Raw genomic sequence first — 23,207 nt, forward strand, 5'->3', positions numbered from 1 at the left:
CATCGGTGGAACCTGGTGCGGACCCACAGCGTTGATAGCTTTGGGCGGCCGTACCAGGACCCCGTCCTTCCTCCACCCCTCAGGAGCCCCCGACCGTGACGACGCTTGCCCTTGGTCCAAGCTGGCTGGATCCGAACACGCTCCTGGACAACTTCGGCATCTGGGGCCTGCTGCTCATCGTCTTCGCCGAGTCCGGCCTGCTCATCGGCTTCTTCCTGCCGGGCGACTCGCTGCTGTTCACCTGCGGTCTGCTGATCACGTCGCACAAGCTGGACTTCCCGCTCTGGGCGGCCATCGCGCTGATCTGCCTCGCCGCGATCCTCGGTGACCAGGCGGGTTACATGTTCGGCAAGAAGGTCGGCCCCTCGCTCTTCACCCGCCCGAACTCCCGCCTCTTCAAGCAGGAGAACGTGGTCAAGGCCCACGAGTTCTTCGAGAAGTACGGGCCCAAGTCCCTGGTCCTGGCCCGCTTCGTGCCGATCGTGCGCACGTTCACGCCGATCATCGCCGGCGTCAGCGGCATGAAGTACCGCTCGTTCCTCACCTTCAACGTCATCGGTGGCGTCCTGTGGGGCGCGGGCGTCACCCTGCTCGGCTCCTGGCTCGGCAACATCGACTTCGTGCACAAGAACATCGAGGCGATCCTCATCCTGATCGTCCTCGTCTCGGTGGTGCCGATCGCCATCGAGTTCCTGCGGGCGCGCTCCAAGTCCAAGAAGAACCCGCAGCAGCCCGCGGCGCCGCAGCAGTCCTCGGCCCCGCAGCAGCAGTACCAGCAGCCGCCGGTCATGGACGACGCGACGACCCAGCTGCGCGCCGTACCGCCGACCCAGCACAACCACCACCAGCAGCAACAGCAGCAACAGCAGCAACAGCAGCCGTACGGCGACCAGAACTACACGCAGAACCCGCAGCAGCCGTACGACCCGCAGCAGGGCCACCAGCAGCCCTACGGCTCGGACCAGGGCTACGACCAGTACTACGCCGAGCCGCAGCCCCAGCAGCCGTACGCGCCGCAGCAGCCCTACCCGCAGCAGTACCCGCAGCAGCCGTACGACCCGCAGTACCCGTACGACCAGGGCCAGGGGCAGGGCTACCGCGCCCCCTGAGGGGCGGGGCGGCTCAGAACCCCCGGGTCCGCTTGGCGGCCCGGCGTGCCCCGGCGGAGCCGCCCGGCACCCGCAGGAACAGACGGGAGATCTCCGACCCCAGGTTCACGCCGATCGCGATGGCCATCGCGAGGGCGGCGGCCTTGGTGAGGGACACCAGCCCCGCGTCGACCTCGTTCTTGGCGATGGACAGCAGCCCGAAGTACGTCGAGGAGCCGGGCAGCAGGGGCCCGATCGCGGCGGTTGTGTACGGCAGCGCGGACGCGAACCGGTAGCGGGACAGCAACTGCCCGAACAGCCCGACCAGCCCCGCCGCCACCGCCGTGGAGGCCACCGGTGAGATGTCGCCCGCGTAGTGCATCGCCCCGTACACGCTCCAGGCGACGCCCCCGTTGAGCGTCACCGCCAGCACGGTGGACCGTTCCTGCTGGAGCAGCACCGCGAAGGTGAGCGACAGCAGCATGGACGCGGCGATCTGCAGCAGCGGCCGCTCGGAGATGCCGAGCGTTGCGTCGGGGTTGAGCTCGGCGCCCAGTTTCACGCCGAAGTAGAGCACCAGCAGCACGCCCACGACGATGCCCACGAAGAAGTACATGACCTCCAGCAGGCGGGCGGAGGCGGTGATGTAGAAGCCGGTGAGACCGTCCTGCACGCCCGCGACGAGCGCCCGCCCCGGCAGCAGCGCGAACAGCCCACCGGTGATCACCGCGGACGCCTTCACATCGACGTCCGCCAGCGTGAGCGCGACCCCGATCGCGGCGGGCGGCATGGCGGCCGCGGTGAACTGGTAGAACTCCGGCAGCCCGCGCCCCGCGCACAGCCACGCGAGCCGGTCGCCGAGCATCGCGCCGAGCGCGGCGGCGACGAAGACGACCGCGTCACCGCCGACCAGGATCGAGGCCGCACCCGCGAGCAGCCCGCTGGAGGCGGTCAGCACCCAGCCGGGGTAGGGGTGCCGGTTGCGGCGCATCTCCGCGAGGCGCCGGTAGGCCTCCTCCAGGGAGATCGCGGTGTCCGGGTCGCTCAGATCGTCCACGAGCCGGAACACGGCCGCGAGCCGCGTGTAGTCGGTGACCCGCCGCCGTACCGTCCGCGACGCCGTCACCGGGTCCTCGACCAGCGACGGCTGGTGCGAGATCGACAGCAGGGTGAAGGTGACGTTCGGCTCGCAGCGGTCGAGGCCGTAGGAGCGGCACACGGCGAACATCGCCGCCTCCACGTCCTCGGCGCCCTCACCGCCCGCGAGCAGCAGCTCGCCGATACGCAGCGTCAGGTCGAGCACGCGCGGGACGGCGGGCCCCGCCTCGTCCTCCTTGTGCACCGCCTCCGGCGCGGGCCGCTCGGCCACCGGCATGCGCAGCATCGTGCGCATCCGGTCCTGCCAGGGCGCGTCCTTGGTCAGGCTGACCACCGGGATGCCGGCGGCCGGCGTGAAGGCGGGCGGCGCGTGCTTGGCGCTGTAGGTGCGCGGGGTGCTGAAGGCCGAGCCCTCGGAGTCGGCGGCGGGCGGCTGGGGGACGTCCAGCCCCTTCGGCAGCGCGAACTCGGACGTCGTCGACGACTCGTCGTCGACGACAGCGGCAACCGGCGGCACCACCCCCGCCGGCTGGCTGAACGCACTCCTCGCCTCGTCCGACTGCGGCTTACGGTCTTCCGCGTCCGGCTCTGTCACCCCACCGCTCCCGACTCGCACCTCCAGTACGCCCAGTATGCGCACGTATACGCGAACGGGCCGCGCGGCCCCCCGGGGGAGGACCGCACGGCCCGCTGCTCACTGGGTCACGGGGTTCAGTGACCGCCGGACTCCTTGAAACGCTTGTAGGACCGCTCGATCTCGATCTCGGCGTCCGTACGGCCCACCCAGTTGGCGCCCTCGACGGACTTGCCGGGCTCCAGGTCCTTGTAGACCTCGAAGAAGTGCTGGATCTCCAGACGGTCGAACTCCGACACGTGGTGGATGTCGCGCAGGTGCTCCACGCGCGGGTCGTGCGCCGGGACGCACAGCAGCTTGTCGTCGCCGCCGGCCTCGTCCGTCATGCGGAACATGCCGATCGTGCGGCACTGGATGAGGCAGCCCGGGAAGGTCGGCTCGTCCAGGATGACCAGCGCGTCCAGCGGGTCGCCGTCCTCGCCGAGGGTGTTCTCGACGAAGCCGTAGTCGGCCGGGTAGCTGGTCGAGGTGAAGAGTCGACGGTCCAAACGGATCCGACCGGTCTCGTGGTCCACCTCGTACTTGTTCCGCGAACCCTTCGGAATCTCGATCGTGACGTCGAACTCCACCGGTGGCTCCTCCATGATCAGCACATAGTTCTGGTGGTTAAGTGTCCCTCACGCAGGTGTGTGATCGCGAAAGGGGCTGGTGGTCGTGCCAGAGCTGAAGGCCTGGCGGGCCGCGAGACCGCATGTGGTGCGGGTCGCGCGGACCGTGAAACCACAGGTGGTACGGGTCGCCCGCGCCGTCCGGCCGCGTCCCGTGAGGTTCACGACTCCCCAGCTCACAGCCGTTGCCGCCACCGTGGGCCTGGCACTCGCGGCCGGGGCGGTGGCCGCGGCCGGTCCCTGGGACTCCTCCGGTCAGCGTACGGCCGAGCGCGACTGGGCCGCATCGCAGGGCCCCGAGGGTGGCACAGATCACGGCCGTACGTCCGATACGTCCGCCAGGGCGCCGCGGCCCGCGCCCAGCGCCGCAACCGTGCTCACCGGCCTCGGCGGCGCCGCGAACTCCCTCCCGGCGCCGGCCGGCCGGGCCCTCGCCGACGTCCTCGACCCGCTCCTCGCCGACCCCTCACTGGGCAGGCAGCGGGCGGCCGTCGTCGTCGACGTGGCGACGGGCAAGCGGCTGTACGGCAAGGGGGCGGGCCAGTCGCTGACCCCGGCCTCCACCACGAAGATCGCCACCGCCGCCGCCGCGCTCTCCGCGGCCGGCGCCGACCACCGCATCAGGACCCGCGCAGTCCTGGAGCCCGGCACGAAGGAGGTCGTGCTCGTCGGCGGCGGCGACCCCACCCTGACCGCGCGCAGGGACGCGGAAGGCTGGGCGAGCCTGCGCACCCTCGCGGACAGGACGGCCGCGGCCCTGAAGAAGCGCCACCTGGACGAGGTGACGCTCTCCTACGACACCTCGCTGTACGACGGCTCCGAGCTCCACCCCATCGGCAGGGACGCCAACCTCGCGCCGGTCGTCGCCCTGATGACCGACGAGGCCCGCACCGACGACTCCACCAGCGGCACGGCGATCCGCAGCCTCGACCCCGCCGCGGACGCCGCCGCGAAGTTCGCGGACCTCCTCAAGGACCACGGCATCAAGACGACCTCGCCCGGCCTCTCCAAGGCCGGCGACCACGCCGAGGCGCTCGCCTCGGTCTCCTCCCCGCCGCTGTCCGCCCTGGTCGAGCGCATGCTGACGAACAGTGACAACGACATCGCGGAGGCCCTGGCCCGCCAGACGGCCCTCGCCTCGGGCGGCAGGGCCAGCTTCCAGGGCGGCGCCGCGGCCATCCACGCCCAGCTGAAGAAGCTCGAAGTCCCCTTGAACGGAGCCGACTTCCACGACGGCAGCGGCCTCGACCGCGCCGACAAGCTGACCGCGGGACTGCTCACCGCGCTGCTCGCCGAGGCCGGCGACCCGGCCCACCCCGAACTCCGCCCGATCCTGACCGGCCTCCCGGTCGCCGGCTTCACCGGCACCCTGCGCGACCGCTACGGCAACGACATCTCCGGCACCGGTGTCGTCCGCGCCAAGACCGGCACCCTCACCGGCGTCAACACCCTCGCCGGAACCGTCGTCGACACCGACGGCCGCCTCCTGGCCTTCGCCTTCCTGGCGTCCGACACCACCAACCGGCTCACGGCCCAATCGGCCCTGGACCACACGGCTTCGGCCCTGGCGGCCTGCGGCTGCAGGTGACCGCCGCGACCGGGCCGGCCCCGCGGGCACCAGCGGCATCGCCGGCCCCAGGTCGAGGGGGCGAGCCGAGCCGCACCCCTAACCGCAGCCGGACGCGCTCACGTACGGTTGACGCATGACGAGCATCGGTGGTGCCGAGATGGTCGACTGGAATCTCGCGGTGGCGACCGCGACCCGGCTCGTGAGGCCGGGCCCTGAGGTGAGTCGTGACGAGGCCAGGACCATCGTCGCGGAACTGCGCCGGCATGCGAAGGCCTCGGAGGAGCACGTCCGGGGCTTCACCCGGCTGGGCACGGAGGGTGTTCACGACACCCCGGTCCTCGTGGTCGACCGCCCCGGCTGGGTGCGGGCGAACGTCGCCGGGTTCCGGGAGATCCTCAAGCCCCTCCTGGACAAGATGCAGGAACGTCGCGGCAGCACCCCCGGCGGAGCCGTCCTCGGCGCCGTCGGCGGCAAGGTGACCGGCGTCGAACTGGGCATGCTGCTGTCGTTCCTGTCCTCCAGGGTCCTCGGGCAGTACGAGACGTTCGCCCCGGCGACCCGCGAACTCCCCGCGGGGGAGAACGGCGGTGGCCGACTCCTGCTGGTCGCGCCGAACATCGTCCACGTGGAGCGCGAACTCGACGTACAGCCCCACGACTTCCGCCTCTGGGTCTGCCTGCACGAGGAGACGCACCGGACACAGTTCACGGCCGTGCCCTGGCTGCGCGACCACCTGGAGGGCGAAATCCAGTCTTTCTTGGGGGAGACCGAAGTCGACCCCATGACCGTCCTGGAGCGCATCAGGGAGGCCGCCCAGTCACTCGCGGGCGGGCGCCCCGAGGGCGAGGAGGACGAGGGCCGCTCCCTCGTGGAGATCGTGCAGACCCCCGCCCAGCGGGAGATCCTCGGCCGCCTCACCGCCGTGATGTCGCTGCTCGAAGGGCATGCGGACTTCGTCATGGACGGCGTCGGCCCGGCCGTCGTCCCCTCCGTGGCGGAGATCCGCGAGAAGTTCCAGCAGCGCCGCGCCAAGGGGGCCTCCCGCCTGGACATGGCCCTGCGCAAGCTGCTCGGTCTGGACGCCAAGCTCCGGCAGTACCGCGACGGCGAGCGGTTCGTGCGCGCGGTCGTCGATCAGGTCGGCATGGACGGGTTCAACCGCGTATGGACTTCGCCGAACACACTCCCGACCAAGACGGAGATCGCCAAACCGGCGGACTGGGTCGCGCGGGTGCACCGCAAGGCCGAGTCGTGAACCCTACGGGAAGGTCGTGAAACGAATCCGGCCGACGGCAGGTGAACGCCCCTCCAATCACCCGTCCGAGGGACCGTGAGGCCTGGGTAGGCGTGCAATGCTCGGGGAACGGCCCGGTTCTGTCACCATCTACACACTCTGAGTGACCGACACCGGGTTCACCCCCGAAAACTTCATGAAGGGAACCGGACATGGGTCCCCATCCTGCGGTCGCGGCGATACGCCTGGCGGTTCGCCGCGTACTCCACGACGTCCTGACCGAACTCACCCCCGTACCCGCCCTCGACAGCGGGCGCGTTCCCGCGCCCACCCCCCACGAGCCGCCGCCTCCGCCGCTCGTGCTCGTCGCATGCTCCGGAGGCGCCGACTCCATGGCGCTCGCCTCCGCCCTCGCCTTCGAAGCCCCCAAACTCGGCATCCGCGCCGGCGGCATCACCGTGGACCACGGTCTGCAGTCCGGCTCCGACCAGCGCGGGGAAGAAGTCGTCGGCCGCCTCGTAGAGCTGGGCCTCACCCCGGTCGAGTCCCTCGCCGTCACCGTCGGCCGCGACGGCGGACCCGAAGCCGCCGCCCGCGACGCCCGCTACGCCGCCCTGGACGCCGCCGCCGAACGCCACGGCGCCGCCGCGATCCTCCTCGGCCACACCCGCGACGACCAAGCGGAAACCGTCCTGCTCGGCCTCGCCCGCGGCTCCGGCATCCGCTCCCTGTCCGGCATGGCCGCCGTCTCCGGCGGACCCGGCGCCGCCCGCCGCTACCGGCGTCCCTTCCTGCACCTCGACCGGCAGACCGCCCGCAAGGCCTGCATGGTCCAGTCGCTGCCCGTCTGGGACGACCCGCACAACGCCGACCCGGCCTACACCCGCTCCCGGCTGCGCCACGAGGGCCTGCCCGCCCTGGAGAAGGCGCTCGGCAAAGGAGTCGTCGAGGCGCTCGCCCGAACGGCCCAGCTCTCCCGCGACGACGCCGACGCCCTCGACGCCTGGGCCAGCCAGGCCGAAGCCTCCGTACGCGACGCGGCGGGCCTCCTGGAGTGCGCCAAGCTCTACGCCCTGCCGCCCGCCGTACGCCGCCGCATCCTGCGCCGCGCCGCCATCGAGGCGGGCGCCCCGGCCGGTTCGCTGTTCGCCCGACACATCGAGGAAGTCGACCGGCTGATCACCGGCTGGCGCGGCCAGGGAGCCATCAATCTCCCGGGCAAAGTCGTCGCTCAGCGCCAGGGTGGCAGACTGGTGATTCGGCAAGGCTGAAACCTGCCCCCCTCGGGAGGGTCTGGTCAGCCGCGGTGGGACGACCGAAAGTGATGCGGGTGGACGCGAAAGACATGGGCACCGACCTCAAGTCGGTGCTCATCACCAAGGAAGAGATCGACGCGAAGCTCACCGAGCTCGCCGCGAAGATCGACGCGGAGTACGCGGGCAAGGACCTGCTGATCGTCGGAGTCCTCAAGGGCGCCGTGATGGTCATGGCGGACCTGGCGCGCGCGCTGTCCACCCCGGTCACCATGGACTGGATGGCCGTGTCCTCGTACGGCGCGGGCACCCAGTCCTCCGGTGTGGTGCGGATCCTCAAGGACCTCGACACCGACATCAAGGGCAAGCACGTCCTCATCGTCGAGGACATCATCGACTCGGGGCTCACACTGTCCTGGCTGCTGTCCAACCTCGGCTCCCGCGAGCCCGAGTCGCTCAAGGTGTGCACGCTGCTGCGCAAGCCGGAGGCCGCCAAGGTCGCGATCGACGTCGAGTGGGTCGGCTTCGACATCCCGAACGAGTTCGTGATCGGCTACGGCCTCGACTACGCCGAGAAGTACCGCAACCTCCCGTTCGTCGGTACGCTCGCGCCTCACGTCTACGGCGGCTAGCCCGATCCTGTAAGACGTCCGGGAACCCCAGCGGGTTTCGCGCCGTTGGAGCATGCGTGGGCGGGATTGCCAGTCGTCCCCTGCGGCTTCGGGTGACAATGCTGGGGTACCGTCCGAAGAACAGTCTTTATAAGTCTTTATCAAACTCACTATGGCAGGAGGGACGGGGCGACACCGCTCCGTATGGATGGACGTGAAGCGATACTTCCGTGGGCCGGTCATGTGGATCGTGCTGGCCGTCCTTGCCGTGGTCGTGTTGATGCAGGTCGTCGGCTCGTCCGGCGGCTACAAGACAGTGGACACCGGCCAGGTCGTCCAGGCGATCAATGAGAACAAGGTCAAAGAGGCCAAGCTCACCACCGGCGACGAGCAGACCATCAAGGTCCAGCTCAAGGATGGCGAGAAGGTAGACGGCAGCTCGAAGATCCAGGCGAGCTACATCGGCGACCAGGGTGTGACCCTCGCGGGCACCCTCCAGGACAAGTTCCAGAACAAGCAGATCCCGGACGGGTACACCGTCTCGCCGACGAAGCAGAACGCCTTCGTCGGGATCCTGCTCTCCCTGCTCCCCTTCGTCCTCATCGTGGTTGTCTTCCTGTTCCTGATGAACCAGATGCAGGGCGGCGGCTCCCGGGTCATGAACTTCGGGAAGTCCAAGGCGAAGCTCATCACCAAGGACACCCCGAAGACGACGTTCGCGGACGTCGCGGGCTCGGACGAGGCGGTCGAGGAGCTCCAGGAGATCAAGGAGTTCCTCCAGGAACCGGCGAAGTTCCAGGCCGTCGGGGCGAAGATCCCCAAGGGCGTGCTCCTGTACGGGCCGCCCGGAACCGGTAAGACGCTGCTCGCGCGCGCTGTCGCGGGTGAGGCCGGCGTCCCCTTCTACTCGATCTCCGGCTCCGACTTCGTCGAGATGTTCGTCGGTGTGGGTGCCTCCCGCGTCCGCGACCTCTTCGAGCAGGCCAAGGCGAACGCCCCGGCGATCGTCTTCGTCGACGAGATCGACGCGGTCGGCCGTCACCGCGGCGCCGGCCTCGGCGGCGGTCACGACGAGCGCGAGCAGACGCTCAACCAGCTGCTCGTCGAGATGGACGGCTTCGACGTGAAGGGCGGCGTCATCCTGATCGCCGCCACGAACCGGCCCGACATCCTCGACCCGGCCCTGCTGCGCCCCGGCCGTTTCGACCGCCAGATCGCGGTCGACCGCCCGGACATGCTGGGCCGTCTGGAGATCCTCAAGGTTCACCAGAAGGGCAAGCCGGTCGCACCGGACGTCGACCTGTCGGCGGTGGCGCGGCGTACGCCGGGCTTCACCGGCGCGGACCTGTCGAACGTGCTGAACGAAGCGGCGCTCCTCACCGCGCGCAGCAACGGCAAGCTGATCGACAACTCCATGCTGGACGAGGCGATCGACCGTGTGGTCGCGGGCCCGCAGAAGCGGACCCGGATCATGTCGGACAAGGAGAAGAAGATCACCGCGTACCACGAGGGCGGACACGCCCTGGTCGCGGCTGCTTCCCCGAACTCCGACCCGGTCCACAAGATCACGATCCTGTCTCGCGGCCGTGCCCTCGGTTACACGATGGTCCTGCCGGACGAGGACAAGTACTCCACGACGCGCAACGAGATGCTGGACCAGCTGGCGTACATGCTGGGCGGCCGCGCGGCCGAGGAGCTCGTCTTCCACGACCCGACGACAGGCGCTGCGAACGACATCGAGAAGGCCACCGCAACGGCCCGCGCGATGGTCACGCAGTACGGCATGACCGAGCGCCTCGGCGCGATCAAGTTCGGCGGCGACAACACCGAGCCGTTCCTCGGCCGGGAGATGTCGCACCCGCGTGACTACTCGGAAGAGGTCGCCGCGCTCGTCGACGAAGAGGTCAAGAAGCTCATCGAGAACGCACACAACGAGGCCTGGGAAATCCTGGTCGAGAACCGTGACGTCCTCGACGCGCTGGTGCTCCAGCTGCTGGAGAAGGAGACGCTGAGCAAGGAGCAGATCGCCGAGGTCTTCGCTCCCATCGTCAAGCGCCCGGCCCGCCCCGCGTGGACCGGCTCCTCCCGGCGTACGCCGTCCACCCGCCCGCCGGTGCTCTCCCCCAAGGAGCTGTCACTGACGAACGGGGCGAACGGTTCGACGCCGGCCATCGCGCAGGCCACCGAGTCCGTCCCGGCGACGGAGCCGGCCTCGGAGGACCGCCCGGAGAGCTGACCCACCGCTCTCCGACGGCCTCACCAGGCCCGGAATGGATGCCGCGCCCCTCAGGTTCTAGCCTGGGGGGCGCGGCATTTCCGTATGCCCATAAGCGAGACGCGTGATCCATGCACGCGAGAGGCACAGGAACGAGGACCAGATGACCGACCCCGTGACGCTGGACGGCGAGGGCTCTATCGGCGAGTTCGACGAGAAGCGCGCCGAGAACGCCGTACGCGAACTGCTCATCGCGGTCGGCGAGGACCCGGACCGCGAGGGCCTCCGGGAGACGCCGGGCCGGGTGGCCCGGGCGTACAGGGAGATATTCGCGGGCCTGTGGCAACAGCCCGAGGACGTCCTCACGACGACGTTCGACCTGGGACACGACGAAATGGTCCTGGTGAAGGACATCGAAGTCCTGAGCTCCTGCGAACATCACTTGGTGCCATTTGTCGGTGTTGCCCATGTTGGGTACATCCCGTCCTCCGATGGCAAGATCACTGGCCTCTCGAAGCTCGCTCGGCTCGTGGATGTCTTCGCTCGCCGCCCTCAGGTGCAGGAGCGGCTGACGACTCAGATCGCCGACTCGCTGATGGAAATACTGGAGCCCCGCGGCGTGATTGTCGTCGTCCAGTGCGAGCACATGTGCATGTCCATGCGGGGTGTGCGCAAGCCCGGCGCCAAGACCATCACCTCGGCGGTACGCGGTCAGCTGCGTGACCCGGCCACCCGTAATGAGGCAATGAGTCTGATCATGGCGCGCTAGGGGGTGTTTTGAAAGTCCTGTGCGGTGCCCGCGGTGTTCGGTGCGTGCCCTCGGCGTGCCGGACGAAGGCCCTCGTACTGGACGTACTTGGGGCTTCGGCCGGTGCGGCGAGGGTGCGTGCCGGGCGCCGTGGGTGCTGTGCGGGACTTTCAAAACACCCCCTAGACCGCCGACCGATTGCCGCTGACCGATGGGCCGTGTCCAGGAGCGCCGCCTCAGGCAGCCGGAGCCGCCCCCGTGCCGTCGTTCGTGTCGTCGTTGTCCGGGAGTTTGCAGACGCGCTCCAGGAAGAAGGCGGCCGCTATGACGGCGATGCCTGCGACGACGGAGAAGCCGGCGTAGATGGCCTGGTCGCGGCGGGCGGGGATGTCGAGGGACTCCAGCAGGAAGGCGCCCGTGCCGCCGTACATGCCGGAGACCAGGGCGGCGACGAGGGCGCTGGCCTGGCCGAAGACGACCGCGCGGGCGGCCATCAGGGGGTCGACGCCCTTGGCGCCGGGGCGGCGCTCCCGCTGGGCCTTGAGGCGGGCGCGCAGTGAGAGCGCGGTGGCCAGCAGCACCACGGCGATCAGGGCCAGGACGATGGGCGCGGCCAGCGGGACCCGGGGGAGGGTGCCCACCGCGTTCCACAGCCGGGCGCCCGCCCAGGACAGCACGCCGGCCACGACGAACACGGCGGCCAGCGTCCTGATGCGCAGCTCTTTCACTTTGCCCCTTCGATAGCCCGCCGCGAGGCGGTCGCCCGGCCCGGCGGTCGTTGTCCGGCCTCTGGCGTCCGGCCTCTGGTCGTCTTGACCTTAACGACTATTCGGGGAGCCGGAGTTCCAGGTCGGCGCGGGGCGCGACGCCTTCCTGGGTGACGGTGGCGAGGAGCTGGGCGACGGACCCGCGGCCGGGGAGCTGGGCCTCCGGATCCACGTCGTGCCAGGGGGCCAGCACGAAGGCCCGCTCGTGGGCGCGTGGGTGGGGGAGCGTGAGCACCGGATCGTCGGAGACGACGTCGGCGTAGGCAACGATGTCGACGTCGATCGTGCGCGGGCCCCAGCGTTCGTCGCGTACCCGGTTGAAGGCCTCCTCGACCGCGTGCGCCCGCTCCAGCAGGGAGGAGGGCGGGAGGGTGGTCTTGAGGACCACGACCGCGTTGAAGTACGTGGGCTGGCTGCCGGGTTCGACGCCCCACGGCTCCGTCTCGTAGACGGGGGAGACCGCCTTGATGCGGACGCCCGGGGTGTCCTCCAGGGCGTCGATGGCGCCCTGGAGCGTCTCCAGGCGGTTGCCCAGGTTCGAGCCGAGGGAGATCACCGCGCGTTTGGGGTTGTGGAGGGTCGTGTCGGCGGCGTCCACGCGCTCCACGACGGAGGCGGGCACCGGCTGGACTGTCGGATCGCTCTGACCTTCGGTGAAGGACGTCGTCATACTCGGCTCCGGGTGATGGTGACGGTCACGTCGTCGAAGGGGACCGTGATCGGCGCGTCCGGCTTGTGGACGCAGACCTCGACCTCCTGGACCCCGTCGTGCTTCAGACACGCCTGGGCGATGCGCTCGGCGAGCGTCTCGATGAGGTCGACGGGCTCGCCCTCGACCACGGCCACGACCTCCTCGGCCACGATGCCGTAGTGCACGGTCTTCGCCAGGTCGTCGTCGGCCGCGGCCGGCCGGGTGTCCAGACCCAGCGTCAGGTCCACGATGAAGGTCTGGCCCTCTTCGCGTTCCTTGGGGAAGACACCGTGGTGCCCGCGGGCCTTGAGGCCGCGCAGCGCGACACGATCCACGCGAATCACTCCTGCAATCGTCGGTAGCGGCGGGTCCCTGCCGAGTGCGGTCGGCGCACCAGCCTCGGACGAATCTACCTGCGGGCACTGACAGCGCCCGTCCACGGGGGCTCGTGCCCCCGCGGAGACCAGGAGGGTTCATGGGGTGTTTCCCCTGGGGAACACGACGGCTCACGGGCTGGTAGCCGCCCCTACCCAGGGTGCGTGATTCCAACCACTTCTTGGTGCGTCCGCAGGACGCCCACCCACTCAGGAGGGCGTGTCGTCGCCTTCCTCGTCACCGGATTCGGCCAGTACGGGAGAGGCGTGGTGGGACCAGAGTTTCCAGCCGTCCGGCGTGCGCCGGAACACGTTCGTCGCGACGACGAGCTGGCCGACGAGGGGGCCCAGCTCGTCGCTGTCGTCGGGGGCCGGGCCGCCGCTGAGGATGTTCTCGGTGCATGTCACCAGGGCGGTGTCGCCGGTGACCGAGACATGCACATCAGTGAGGAAGAACTGGATGTACTCGGTGTTCGCCATGATGAGCGCGTACGACCGCAGGACCTCGCCGCGCCCGAAGAGCACCGGCCAGCCGGGGTGGACGCAGGAGATCACGCCGGCGGACGCGGGGTCGTGGAACTCCTCGTCCACACCCAGGTCGGCCGGGGTGAGCCAGAGCGAGGACACCGTTTCGAAGTCGCCCCGCTCCATCGCCTCGTAGAAGGCGGTGTTGGCGAGTTCGACCTCCTCGACGTCGGTGTCGGCGGCGCTCATCGGGCTCCCTCGACGGCCCGGGCGACGCGCACCGCGTCGGCGGTGGCCCGTACCTCGTGCACGCGGACCGCCCAGGCACCCTGGTGGGCGGCGAGCGCGGAGACGGCGGCGGTGGCGGCGTCGCGTTCGCGGGCGGGCGGGGGTGCGCCCTCGGGTCCGGCCAGGACGCGGCCGAGGAACCGCTTGCGGGAGGCGGCGACCAGCAGCGGGTGGCCGAGCGCGTGCAGACGGTCGAGGTGGGCCAGCAGCGAGAGGTCGTGCTCGGCCTCCTTGGAGAAGCCGAGGCCGGGGTCGACGACGATCCGGTCGGCGGCGATGCCGCCCGCGAGAACGGCCTGCACGCGCGCGTACAGCTCGTCGACGACTTCGGAGACGACGTCCTCGTACGACCCCTTCACGTTGCCGCCCTCCAGGAAGCCGCGCCAGTGCATGACGACGAAGGGGGCGCCCGCGGCGGCGACGGCCGGGATCATCGCGGGGTCGGCGAGACCACCGCTGACGTCGTTGACGAGGGCGGCGCCCGCGGCGAGCGCCTGTTGGGCGACGGAGGCGCGCACGGTGTCCACGGAGACGGTGACGCCCTCGGCGGCGAGGCCCCGTACGACGGGCAGGACGCGCTTGAGTTCCTCGGCCTCGTCGACGCGGGTGGCGCCGGGGCGGGTCGACTCGCCGCCCACGTCGACGAGGTCCGCGCCCTCCTCGACCAGGGCGAGACCGTGCTTGACGGCGGCCGTCGTGTCGAACCAGCGGCCGCCGTCGGAGAAGGAATCGGGCGTCACGTTGACTACCCCCATGACCGCGCAGCGGTCCCACGCCGGCAGTCCCACCACATGGCCGCGCCCGCTCTTCTTGCTCATGTGTCCAGCCTAGGCCTCCCGAAGAGGGCCGTTCGGCCCCGGTGGGGGTGGGCTCCCGCACCCCCACCGGTCATTGCCGCTGCTCGGGCTATGCGACGTGGACCCCGTGTTCCGCGACCGTGCGGTGCGCGCACACCGGTGCGGCCACCGCCCGGCGGCGGAGCAGACGCGGCAGTGCGAGGTTCACGAAGCCCTCGGCCTGCATGGCGGCGAGGCCGATGCGGGGGAGGTCCCGTGAGGAGCGGTAGACGACGAAGCGGGGCTCCCAGCGGGGCCGGAACTTCGCGTTGAACTTGTACAGCGACTCGATCTGGAACCAGCGGGACAGGAAGACCAACAGGCCTCGCCAGGCGCGCAGCACCGGGCCGGCGCCGATCTTCTCGCCGCGGGCGAGCGCGGCGCGGAACATCGCGAAGTTGAGGGACACGCGCGTGATGCCGAGGCGCGGGGCCGCCTCCAGTGCCGCGACGATGAGGAGTTCGTTCATGCCGGGGTCGGCCGAGCGGTCGCGGCGCATCAGGTCCAGCGACACGCCGTCGGTGCCCCAGGGGACGAAGTGCAGGACGGCCTTGAGGTCGCCGTACGCACCGGGGTGGTCGTCGGTCTTGTGGGCGGTGGCGATCAGGCAGTCCCCGTCGTCGGGATCGCCGATGCGGCCGAGTGCCATGGAGAAGCCGCGTTCGGTGTCGGTGCCGCGCCAGTCCTCCGCCGCACGCCGTATCCGGTCCAGCTCGCCCTCGCCGAGGTCACGGATGCGCCGTACCCGGGTCTCGTAACCAGCCCTCTCGATGCGCTTGACCATCTGACGCACGTTGCGCATCGCGCGCCCGGCCAGGGAGAAATCCGCGACGTCCACCACCGCCTCGTCGCCCAGTTCGAGGGCGTCGAGGCCGGTCTCGCGGGTCCACACCTCGCCGCCCGTCTCCGAGCAGCCCATGACGGCGGGGGTCCAGGAGTGGGCCTTGGCCTCGTCCATGAAGCGTTCGATGGCGCCGGGCCAGGCCTCGACGTCGCCGATGGGGTCGCCGCTGGCGAGCATCACGCCGGACACGACGCGGTAGGTGACGGCAGCCTTGCCGCTGGGCGAGAAGACGACGGCCTTGTCGCGGCGCAGCGCGAAGTGGCCGAGCGAGTCGCGGCCGCCGTGCTTGTCCAGCAGGATGCGCAGCCGGCTCTCGTCGTCCGAGGTGAGGCGGGCGGCGGGGTGTTCGGGCCGGAAGGCCAGGTAGATCGTGGTGATCGCGGTGAGCAGGCCGAGGGCGCCGAGGGAGAAGCCCACGGTCCAGGAGGTGTCGCCCTGGTAGTCGACCGGTCCCTCGAAGCCGAACAGGCCGTACAGCACGTGCGAGATGCGGTCGGCGAGGCTCGGGTCGCCGACCATGCGGTTGGGGTGGACGCTGACGATGACCAGCCCGAGGGCCAGGGAACCGGCGCCCATGAGGACGAAGTTGGCGAGCGCGCGCCAGCGGCTGCGCGGGTCGGGCAGCGCCGCGAACTCACTCCGGTGGCGCAGCAGCGGCACCAGCAGCGCGACGGAGATGACGAGACCGACGAGCGAGTGGCGGTACGCCAGCTGTGCGACGGCGCCGGCCGGCAGCAGGACGACGGCGGCTCGCCACGCCCGGCGTTTGTGGCGGCGCAGACCGTGGGCGAGCAGCAGCAGAAGCACCCCCGCGCTGAGGGACAGCGCCGCCGCGAACGGGCCGAGCGCGCCCGGCAGGACCTCGGCCATGGCGTGCATACGGCTGTGCCGGAAGCGCGGGAAGACCCCGGCTGCGATGTCCAGGAGCCCCACGAGTGTGCAGGCCCTGGCGACCAGGGCGGGGACGGCTTCAGGGCGCGGACCGCGGACTATGCGCCGCGTCCGGCCTGTTCGACCAGGAACCTCGCCCGACATTTCCCCATCTATCCTGACAGACATCGCATCCCGTAGTTCCGCGAGAGACCTTGGACCCGGCGCCAATTCCGGCATCCGGCGACATTGCGCCCTCTAGGACGGTGTCTTGGGGGAAGAGGTTCACTCCCCACCGGAAAGCCGGTTCAAAGGTCAGGGAAAGCCCGGGGCAAGCTCTCGCGAAGATGCGGCGGGCGAGCGGCGGGAAGGACTGGTTCAGAGTCAGACAGAAAGCGCAGGCGGAAACGGACCATGGGTCTCACGAGCAACAAGGTGCTGGTGGTGGCGGTGCTGTGCGCCGTGCTGCTGTTCGTCGGCACGGTGTGGCTGTGGCCGCGGCTGGCACGGCGCAGCTGGCGGGCCGTCACCGGACGGGTCGGCCTGCTGCTGGCCACCCAGCTGGCGATCTTCGTCTCGGTCGGCGTGTCCGCCAACCAGGCGTTCGGGTTCTACGCCAGCTGGGCGGACCTGTTCGGTCAGGAGAACGGCGAGGGCATCGTCATCGACCACAACAACGCCGGCACCGGCGGCCCCCTCCAGGTGGTCGACACGCAGCGGGTGGTGAAGGGGGCGGGCGGATCGCGCCCCCAGATCAGCGGCCAGATCCAGAAGGTGGACATAGTGGGCCGGACGACCCACATCGCCACTCCGGCGTACGTCTATCTGCCGCCGGAGTACTTCCAGCCGCAGTACCGCACCCGCACCTTCCCGGCCGTCACGGTGCTCACCGGATACCCGGGCACCGCCGAGGCGCTCTACAAGAAGCTGCACTACCCGCGGACCGCCCAGGAACTGGCCAAGAACGGCACGGCCCAGCCGATGATCATCGTCATGCTCCGGCCGACCGTGGCGCCGCCGCGGGACACCGAGTGCGTGGACATCCCGGGCGGCCCGCAGTCCGAGTCGTTCTTCGCCAGGGACCTCCCCGACGCCGTGTCGGCCCACTACAGGGTGGGCAAGAAGCCCGGCAGCTGGGGGATCATCGGTGACTCCACGGGCGGCTACTGCGCGCTGAAGCTCGCACTGCACCACCCCGAGGTCTACGCCGCAGGAGCGGGCCTGTCGCCGTACTACAAGGCGCCGATCGACCCCACGACCGGCGATCTGTTCCACGGGAACAAGACGCTGCAGAACGACGCCGACCTGCGCTGGTACCTGGATCACCACCGGGCGCCCGACACCTCGCTGCTGGTGACCAGCAGCAAGATCGGCGAGGCCAACTACAAGGACACGCTCAAGTTCATAGAGCAGGTGAAGGCCAACGGTGTGACAAGGATCTCCTCGATCATCCTCGACAGCGGCGGCCACAACTTCAACACCTGGCGGCGCGAGATCCCGCCGACGCTGCAGTGGATCAGCGGGCGGCTCAGCGACCGCTGACCACCGGGGCGCTCAGCTGACGGTGTCCAGCTCGACGTCCGCGCGCGCGATGTCCCGCGCGTCCGCGGCCGTCGAGCGGCGCAGCGCCTCGTGCAGCCGCGCGGGGGTGAGGACGCCGAGGAAGCGGCCCTCGCTCTCCTCGTCGATCACGGCGATCCAGCCCGCGTCGTGCTGCAGCATCGTCGCGAACGCCTGCTTCAGGGAGGCGCCGACGGGCAGCCAGGCCTCCATGCGGCGCGCCTGCTCGCGGACGGTGCCGCCCCCCGCGCGCGCGTGCTCCTCGGAGATCCAGCCGTGCAGGTCGCCGTTCGCGTCCAGGACGACGGCCCAGCGGGCGTCCAGCTTCCGGGGCAGCGGGTCGTCCAGGCGCACCACGGGCGGCTGTTCGAGGTCGCTCTCCTCGATGGGCGTCACGGACAGGCGCTTCAGGCCCCGGTCCGCGCCCACGAAGTCGGCCACGTAGTCGTTCGCGGGCGTGCCGAGGACGGCCGACGGGGTGTCGAACTGCTCGATGCGGCCCTGCCCGTAGACGGCGATGCGGTCGCCGAGGCGTACGGCCTCCTCGATGTCGTGCGTGACGAACAGGACCGTCTTGTGCACGGCCTGCTGGAGCCGCAGGAACTCGTTCTGCAGGTGCTCGCGCACCACCGGGTCGACCGCGCCGAACGGCTCGTCCATCAGCAGGACGGGCGGGTCGGCGGCGAGCGCACGGGCCACGCCGACGCGCTGACGCTGACCGCCGGAGAGCTGCTCCGGGTAGCGGTCGCCGTACACCGAGGGGTCGAGGCCGACGAGGTCGAGGAGTTCGGCGGCGCGCTCGCGGGCCTTGGCGCGCTTGACGCCGAGGAGGTGCGGGACGGTCGCGGTGTTGTCGAGGACCGTCTTGTGCGGGAAGAGGCCGACCTGCTGGATGACATAGCCGATACGGCGGCGCAGCCGGACCGGGTCGATGGCCGCTATGTCGTCGCCGTCCAGGAATAGCCGGCCGCCCGACGGTTCGATGAGCCGGTTCACCATCTTCATCGTGGTGGTCTTGCCGCAGCCCGACGGGCCGACCAGGGTGACCAGTTCGCCCTCGGCGACCTCGAAGGACAGGTCGTCGACGGCGATGGTGCCGTCCGCGTACCGCTTGGTGACGTTCTCGAACCGGATCATGGCTCCCCATTGTGGCGGTCGGCGGCGGGGTTTGTGTGAAGGCAATGTTGCGCCTGTACGGCGGCCCTCGGCGATTGTCAGTGGTGGGGTTTAGGGTCGCCAGCAAGTCAAGAACATGTGCGGGCGTGCGGTCCAGCCACATATGTTCGGGGATTCAGGGAATCGGGGACCCGGGGGAGGTGGGGCGGGTGAGCAAGCAGAACTGCCTGGTGGCCAACGACTGGATCTGCGGGGAGTACGTCCGCTCCCGCAGCCAGGAGCTCATCGACGCGACGGTCCAGCACGTCTGGATCACGGCGGTTTCGGTGGCGATCGGCGTGGCCGTCGCCTTCCCCCTCGCCCTGCTCGCCCGGCGGTATCGCGCCCTGGCGGGCCCGATCCTCGGCCTGACGACCGTCCTCTACTCGGTTCCCTCCCTCGCGATGTTCTCGCTGCTGCTGCCCCTGTTCGGGCTGTCGGCCGCGCTGGTCGTCACCGGTCTCGTGCTGTACTCGCTGACGATCCTCGTGCGCAACATCCTCGCGGGTCTGCAGGCCGTCCCCGAGGAGGCCGTCGAGGCGGCCCGCGGGATGGGGTACGGACCGCTGCGGCTGCTGTGGGAGGTCGAACTGCCGCTGGCGCTGCCCGCGCTGCTCGCCGGTGTCCGCATCGCCACGGTCTCCACGGTCGCCCTGACGACGGTCGGCGCGATCGTGGACTACGGAGGACTGGGGACGCTGATCCTCGACGGCCTGGACAGCGCCTTCAAGGCACAGGTCCTCACCGCCTCCGTGCTGTGCGTGCTGCTCGCCACCGCGGCCGACCTGCTGCTGCTCGGCCTCCAGCGCCTGCTGACGCCCTGGACCCGGGCGGCCCGCGCTCCCCGAATACGCAGACGCGCGGCGTCGGTGAAGGTGGCTGAACCTGTATGAACGCGATATCGGGTGCGTACGACTGGCTGACGACGGATGCCAACTGGCAAGGGGAGAAGGGGGTCTGGCACCGGCTCGCCGAGCACCTCTACTTCAGCGGGGTCACGCTCGCCGTCGCCTGTCTGATCGCGCTGCCGCTCGCGCTGTGGCTCGGGCACATCGGCAAGGGGGGTGCGCTCGCCGTCAACCTCTCCAACGTGGGGCGGGCGGTGCCCACGCTGGCCGTGCTGATCCTGCTCACGCTCACCCCGCTCGGCGAGCACGGGGATCTGCCGACGCTGATCGCGCTGGTGCTGTTCGCGGTGCCGCCGCTGCTGACCAACGCGTACATCGGGATGCGCGAGGTGGACCGGTCGGTGGTGGAGGCCGCGCGGGGCATGGGCATGAGCGGCGGACAGTTGTTCCGCCGCGTCGAACTTCCGCTGGCGTACCCGCTGGTGATGACCGGGCTGCGGTCGGCCGCCGTGCAGGTGGTCGCCACGGCGACGCTCGCCGCGATGGCCGGCGAGGGCGGGCTCGGCCGGATCATCACGGCCGGCTTCAGCCTGCAGAACACACCGCAGGTGGTCGCCGGGGCCCTGCTCGTGGCGGTGCTGGCCCTCCTGGTGGAGGCCGTGCTGATGGTGGCGGGACGGGTCTTCGACCCCATGCGTGGACGTACTACTTCTTGATCTTGCGAGGGATGACGATGAACAGCAGGGCGATGAACAGCAGGACGCGCCGGATGGCGATCGCGATCACGGCCGTGGGCGCGCTCACCGGGGTGCTCGCCGCGTGCGGCGGGGACGACCTGGAGGACAAGGGCTCGGACAAGGCGTCCGGCGGCGGCAAGAAGGGCTCGCTCGTCGTGGGCGCGGCCGGCTTCACCGAGGCGAAGGTCCTCGGCGAGCTCTACAAGCAGGTGCTCGACAACGCCGGTTACAGCGTGACGGTCAAGACGGTCAAGACCCGCGAGCTCTACGAGCCCCAGCTGGAGAAGGGGGCCATCGACATCGTCCCCGAATACGCGGCGACACTCGCGGAATTCCTCAACCTGAAGGAGAACGGCCCGAACGCGAAGCCGGTCGCCTCCGGAGATGTCGACGCGACGGTCACGGCGCTGAAGAAGCTCGCCGAGCCGAAGGGGCTGAAGGTGCTTCCGGCCAGCAAGGCGGTCGACCAGAACGCCTTCGCGGTGAGCTCCGAATTCGCGAAGAAGCACAACCTCAAGACCCTTTCGGATCTCGGCAAGTCGGGTGTCAAGGTCAAGATCGCCGCCGGTGACGAATGCGAGACGCGGCCCTTCTGCGCGCCGGGTCTGAAGAAGACGTACGGCATCGACGTCGCCGGGATCGACCCCAAGGGCGTCGGTACGACACAGGCCAAGCAGGCCGTGAAGAACGGCACGGACCAGCTGGTGCTGACCACGACCACGGACGCGACGCTGAAGAACTTCGACCTCGTTCTCCTGGAGGACGACAAGAAGCTGCAGAACGCGGACAACGTGCTTCCGGTGGTGAACGCGAAGGACGCCGGTTCCCAGGAGATAGCCGACGCGCTCGGCAAGTTGACCGAGACGCTCAGCACGGATGATCTCGTGGAACTCAACCGGAAGGTCGACGCGGAGCGCGCCAAGGAGGCCGACGTGGCCAAGGAGTATCTGGAGTCGAAGGGCCTGATCAAGTAAGTCGGGGTCCTGTAGACGCCTGGGGCGGGGTGAAGGCTTCGGGGTGGCTGTGTTTTTACCGGGTGGGGCACCATCATTCGCCTACGCGCGGTAAGTTTCTGGCCATGCCACGTGGACGTCACCGCCATTCCCCGCCCCTGCACAGGCTGCTGCCTCCCTCGGCGATCGCCGGCGTCTCGCTCGTCTGTGCCGTGGGGCCCTGGCTGTTCACGGAGCCGGTGGTGCTCCGTGTGCTGGCCGCGGGCGCCGCGGCAACGGCCGTTGTGGGCGCCGTCGTACTGCGCCGCTGGGACACCGCGGCGGGCAAGCGTGTCGCGGACCTCACGCGCGCGCGGGCGAGCGACGAGTGGCGGTTCGAGGAGCGCGTCGCCGAACTGGAGACCGACCTCGACGAGTCCCGCGAGCTGCGCACCAAGCTGGAGCAGAAGCTGCGCGCGAAGCGCAAGGAGTTGGCGGGCCTGCGCAACGAACACGCCGCGCTGCTGCGGCGGTACGCGACGGCGGAGACCGAGCGGGCGAGTGTCCTGGAGACGCGCCGCCTGCTCGCGATAGAGGCGTCCGCCCCGGCCAACGCCCTTCCGGCGGGGCTCGAACAGGTCCCCGCCTCCGCGGCGACGCGCGGCGTGCCGGTGCCGGTACCCGCGCCCCGACAGGAGTCCGACCCCGAGCCCGGGTCCGACGCGGAGGCCGAGTCCGAGGCCGGCCCGGCCGCCCCGGCCGCTGAAACCGAGTCCACCGAGCCGGCGGACACGACGACGGGCGCGGACGCGGACGAAGCCACGGACGCTGACGAAACCGCGGACGTGGACGCGAGCGTCGAGGAGCCGTCGGCCCCCGAGGTCTTCTCCCCGGCGGGTTCCTCGCTGTTCCTGCGGGCGAACGCGGCGCTGAACCGTTTCGCGAACGGCGCGCCGACGGCAGAAGCCAAGGCCGTCGCTGTCGCCGCGATGCCGACGGACGCCGACGCCACGGCTGAGCCCGTTGCGGGCCCGTCCGAGGACGCCGTGGCGGAGGAGGGGGAGGCGCAGGGGAAGCCCGAGGCGGTCGACGGGCATGAGCGCGCGGCCGCCGAAGACGCCGCGCCCGCAGACGCCCGGACCTCCAAGACCGACAGCGCCCCGGCCGCCGAGCCGGGCAACACGCCGGCCGCCGAGGCGGACAGCACCCCTTCCGCCGAGCCCGACAACGCTCCGGCCGCCGTAGACGCCGCACCCCAGGATGCCCCTGCCGCCGAGGCCCCCGCCGCGAAGCCCTCGCACCCCGCCGAGTCCGTCCGGCCCTCCGGGCACTTCACCGTGCCGACCGCCGTGGCCGTCGTACCGGCGACTCCCGCGCGGCGCCCGTCCGTGGAGGGCGGCTTCGACTTCTTCGGTACGCAGAAGGAGGCGTCCACCCAGGCGCTGGAGGCCGTGCAGAACGAGGACCTCGCGGACGTGGTGGGCCAGGAGGCGCTCGCGCTGCACAAGGCCGAGGCCGAGGCCGTGTTCAAGCCCGCCGGCGAGGAGTCGCGCGGCATCGGCCAGGTCATCGACCTGACCGCGCACGACGAGACCGAGCAGATCAACGTGTCGCAGCTGCGGAGCGCGGTTTCCTGAAGGCCTGAACCCCTGCCTCCTGAACCCCTGCCTCCTGAACCACGGCGGGGGGGGGGGGGGGGGGGGGGGGGGGGGGGGGGGGGGGGGGGGGGGGGGGGGGGGGGGGGGGGGGGGGGGGGGGGGGGGGGGGGGGGGGGGGGGGGG

At 70.5% G+C, this 23,207-nt stretch carries 21 protein-coding genes; 12 read left to right on the plus strand and 9 right to left on the minus strand.

The annotated features are described in order from the left end of the window. The first annotated feature begins 95 nt into the window (after positions 1-95). Positions 96-1,109: a DedA family protein gene (locus ACN6LB_RS23965; protein WP_445027714.1), complete on the plus strand. Its 1,014-nt coding sequence runs from the start codon at positions 96-98 to the stop codon at positions 1,107-1,109. A 13-nt stretch (positions 1,110-1,122) separates the two neighbouring features. On the opposite strand, the gene ACN6LB_RS23970 is transcribed toward ACN6LB_RS23965, so the two are convergent. Together ACN6LB_RS23970 and ACN6LB_RS23975 are read right to left on the minus strand one after the other, a co-directional pair. After that, positions 1,123-2,781, minus strand: a complete 1,659-nt coding sequence (locus ACN6LB_RS23970; RefSeq protein ID WP_445027715.1) for a threonine/serine ThrE exporter family protein — start codon at positions 2,779-2,781, stop codon at positions 1,123-1,125. A 116-nt stretch (positions 2,782-2,897) separates the two neighbouring features. Then, positions 2,898-3,389: an inorganic diphosphatase gene (locus tag ACN6LB_RS23975; RefSeq protein WP_356146508.1), complete on the minus strand. Its 492-nt coding sequence runs from the start codon at positions 3,387-3,389 to the stop codon at positions 2,898-2,900. A 79-nt stretch (positions 3,390-3,468) separates the two neighbouring features. On the opposite strand from ACN6LB_RS23975, the gene dacB reads away from it, so the two are divergent. The 6 genes from dacB to folE all read left to right on the plus strand — a co-directional run bounded on the left by dacB (position 3,469) and on the right by folE (position 11,080). Next, complete coding sequence (gene dacB / locus ACN6LB_RS23980; RefSeq protein WP_445027716.1) at positions 3,469-5,016, plus strand: D-alanyl-D-alanine carboxypeptidase/D-alanyl-D-alanine endopeptidase; 1,548 nt, start codon at positions 3,469-3,471, stop codon at positions 5,014-5,016. Between the two features lie 115 nt (positions 5,017-5,131). Continuing rightward, positions 5,132-6,253: a zinc-dependent metalloprotease gene (locus ACN6LB_RS23985; protein ID WP_356146494.1), complete on the plus strand. Its 1,122-nt coding sequence runs from the start codon at positions 5,132-5,134 to the stop codon at positions 6,251-6,253. Positions 6,254-6,444: 191 nt separating this feature from the next. Next, positions 6,445-7,503, plus strand: coding sequence for a tRNA lysidine(34) synthetase TilS (gene tilS / locus ACN6LB_RS23990; RefSeq protein WP_445027717.1), 1,059 nt, complete (start codon positions 6,445-6,447; stop codon positions 7,501-7,503). Positions 7,504-7,556: 53 nt separating this feature from the next. After that, positions 7,557-8,117, plus strand: a complete 561-nt coding sequence (gene hpt / locus ACN6LB_RS23995; protein ID WP_356146282.1) for a hypoxanthine phosphoribosyltransferase — start codon at positions 7,557-7,559, stop codon at positions 8,115-8,117. Between the two features lie 187 nt (positions 8,118-8,304). Continuing rightward, entirely contained in the window at positions 8,305-10,332 is a 2,028-nt protein-coding gene (ftsH, locus tag ACN6LB_RS24000) for an ATP-dependent zinc metalloprotease FtsH (protein WP_356146270.1), read from the plus strand. 142 nt (positions 10,333-10,474) lie between these two features. Then, positions 10,475-11,080: a GTP cyclohydrolase I FolE gene (gene folE, locus ACN6LB_RS24005; RefSeq protein ID WP_445027718.1), complete on the plus strand. Its 606-nt coding sequence runs from the start codon at positions 10,475-10,477 to the stop codon at positions 11,078-11,080. 215 nt (positions 11,081-11,295) lie between these two features. Here the strand turns inward: folE and ACN6LB_RS24010 are convergent, their stop codons facing one another. The 6 genes from ACN6LB_RS24010 to ACN6LB_RS24035 form a co-directional block, all read right to left on the minus strand. Next, positions 11,296-11,787 carry a DUF3180 domain-containing protein gene (locus tag ACN6LB_RS24010; RefSeq protein ID WP_445027719.1) on the minus strand — a complete coding sequence of 164 codons (492 nt, stop codon included), beginning with the start codon at positions 11,785-11,787 and terminating at the stop codon, positions 11,296-11,298. Between the two features lie 97 nt (positions 11,788-11,884). Further along, on the minus strand, positions 11,885-12,496 hold the full coding sequence (gene folK / locus ACN6LB_RS24015) for a 2-amino-4-hydroxy-6-hydroxymethyldihydropteridine diphosphokinase (protein WP_445027720.1): 612 nt from the start codon (positions 12,494-12,496) through the stop codon (positions 11,885-11,887). Then, positions 12,493-12,852: a dihydroneopterin aldolase gene (gene folB / locus ACN6LB_RS24020; protein WP_356146258.1), complete on the minus strand. Its 360-nt coding sequence runs from the start codon at positions 12,850-12,852 to the stop codon at positions 12,493-12,495. Before folB ends, folK begins: the two co-directional genes overlap by 4 nt. A gap of 249 nt (positions 12,853-13,101) precedes the next feature. Next, the gene (locus ACN6LB_RS24025; protein ID WP_445027721.1) at positions 13,102-13,605 is read right to left on the minus strand and encodes a nuclear transport factor 2 family protein; all 504 of its coding nucleotides are present in this window, start codon (positions 13,603-13,605) and stop codon (positions 13,102-13,104) included. Further along, on the minus strand, positions 13,602-14,462 hold the full coding sequence (gene folP, locus ACN6LB_RS24030; protein ID WP_445027722.1) for a dihydropteroate synthase: 861 nt from the start codon (positions 14,460-14,462) through the stop codon (positions 13,602-13,604). Before folP ends, ACN6LB_RS24025 begins: the two co-directional genes overlap by 4 nt. 88 nt (positions 14,463-14,550) lie before the next feature. Next, complete coding sequence (locus tag ACN6LB_RS24035; RefSeq protein ID WP_356146249.1) at positions 14,551-16,359, minus strand: phosphatidylglycerol lysyltransferase domain-containing protein; 1,809 nt, start codon at positions 16,357-16,359, stop codon at positions 14,551-14,553. Between the two features lie 249 nt (positions 16,360-16,608). Between ACN6LB_RS24035 and ACN6LB_RS24040 the strand changes: the two genes are divergently transcribed. After that, positions 16,609-17,736: an alpha/beta hydrolase gene (locus tag ACN6LB_RS24040; RefSeq protein ID WP_356146246.1), complete on the plus strand. Its 1,128-nt coding sequence runs from the start codon at positions 16,609-16,611 to the stop codon at positions 17,734-17,736. Positions 17,737-17,748: 12 nt separating this feature from the next. On the opposite strand, the gene ACN6LB_RS24045 is transcribed toward ACN6LB_RS24040, so the two are convergent. Continuing rightward, a complete protein-coding gene (locus ACN6LB_RS24045; protein WP_445027723.1) occupies positions 17,749-18,891 on the minus strand; it encodes an ABC transporter ATP-binding protein in 1,143 nt (380 codons plus the stop codon). Between the two features lie 188 nt (positions 18,892-19,079). Between ACN6LB_RS24045 and ACN6LB_RS24050 the strand changes: the two genes are divergently transcribed. The 4 genes from ACN6LB_RS24050 (at position 19,080) to ACN6LB_RS24065 (ending at position 23,063) form a co-directional block, all read left to right on the plus strand. After that, a complete protein-coding gene (locus tag ACN6LB_RS24050; RefSeq protein WP_356146240.1) occupies positions 19,080-19,802 on the plus strand; it encodes an ABC transporter permease in 723 nt (240 codons plus the stop codon). After that, positions 19,799-20,473: an ABC transporter permease gene (locus ACN6LB_RS24055; protein WP_356146237.1), complete on the plus strand. Its 675-nt coding sequence runs from the start codon at positions 19,799-19,801 to the stop codon at positions 20,471-20,473. The genes ACN6LB_RS24050 and ACN6LB_RS24055 overlap by 4 nt, the downstream gene beginning before the upstream one ends. Before the next feature lie 32 nt (positions 20,474-20,505). Then, positions 20,506-21,468: a glycine betaine ABC transporter substrate-binding protein gene (locus ACN6LB_RS24060; protein WP_445027728.1), complete on the plus strand. Its 963-nt coding sequence runs from the start codon at positions 20,506-20,508 to the stop codon at positions 21,466-21,468. 104 nt (positions 21,469-21,572) lie between these two features. Beyond that, positions 21,573-23,063, plus strand: coding sequence for a hypothetical protein (locus ACN6LB_RS24065; RefSeq protein WP_445027724.1), 1,491 nt, complete (start codon positions 21,573-21,575; stop codon positions 23,061-23,063). The last annotated feature ends 144 nt before the right edge of the window (positions 23,064-23,207 follow it).

The organism is Streptomyces sp. SAS_270 (assembly GCF_052543295.1).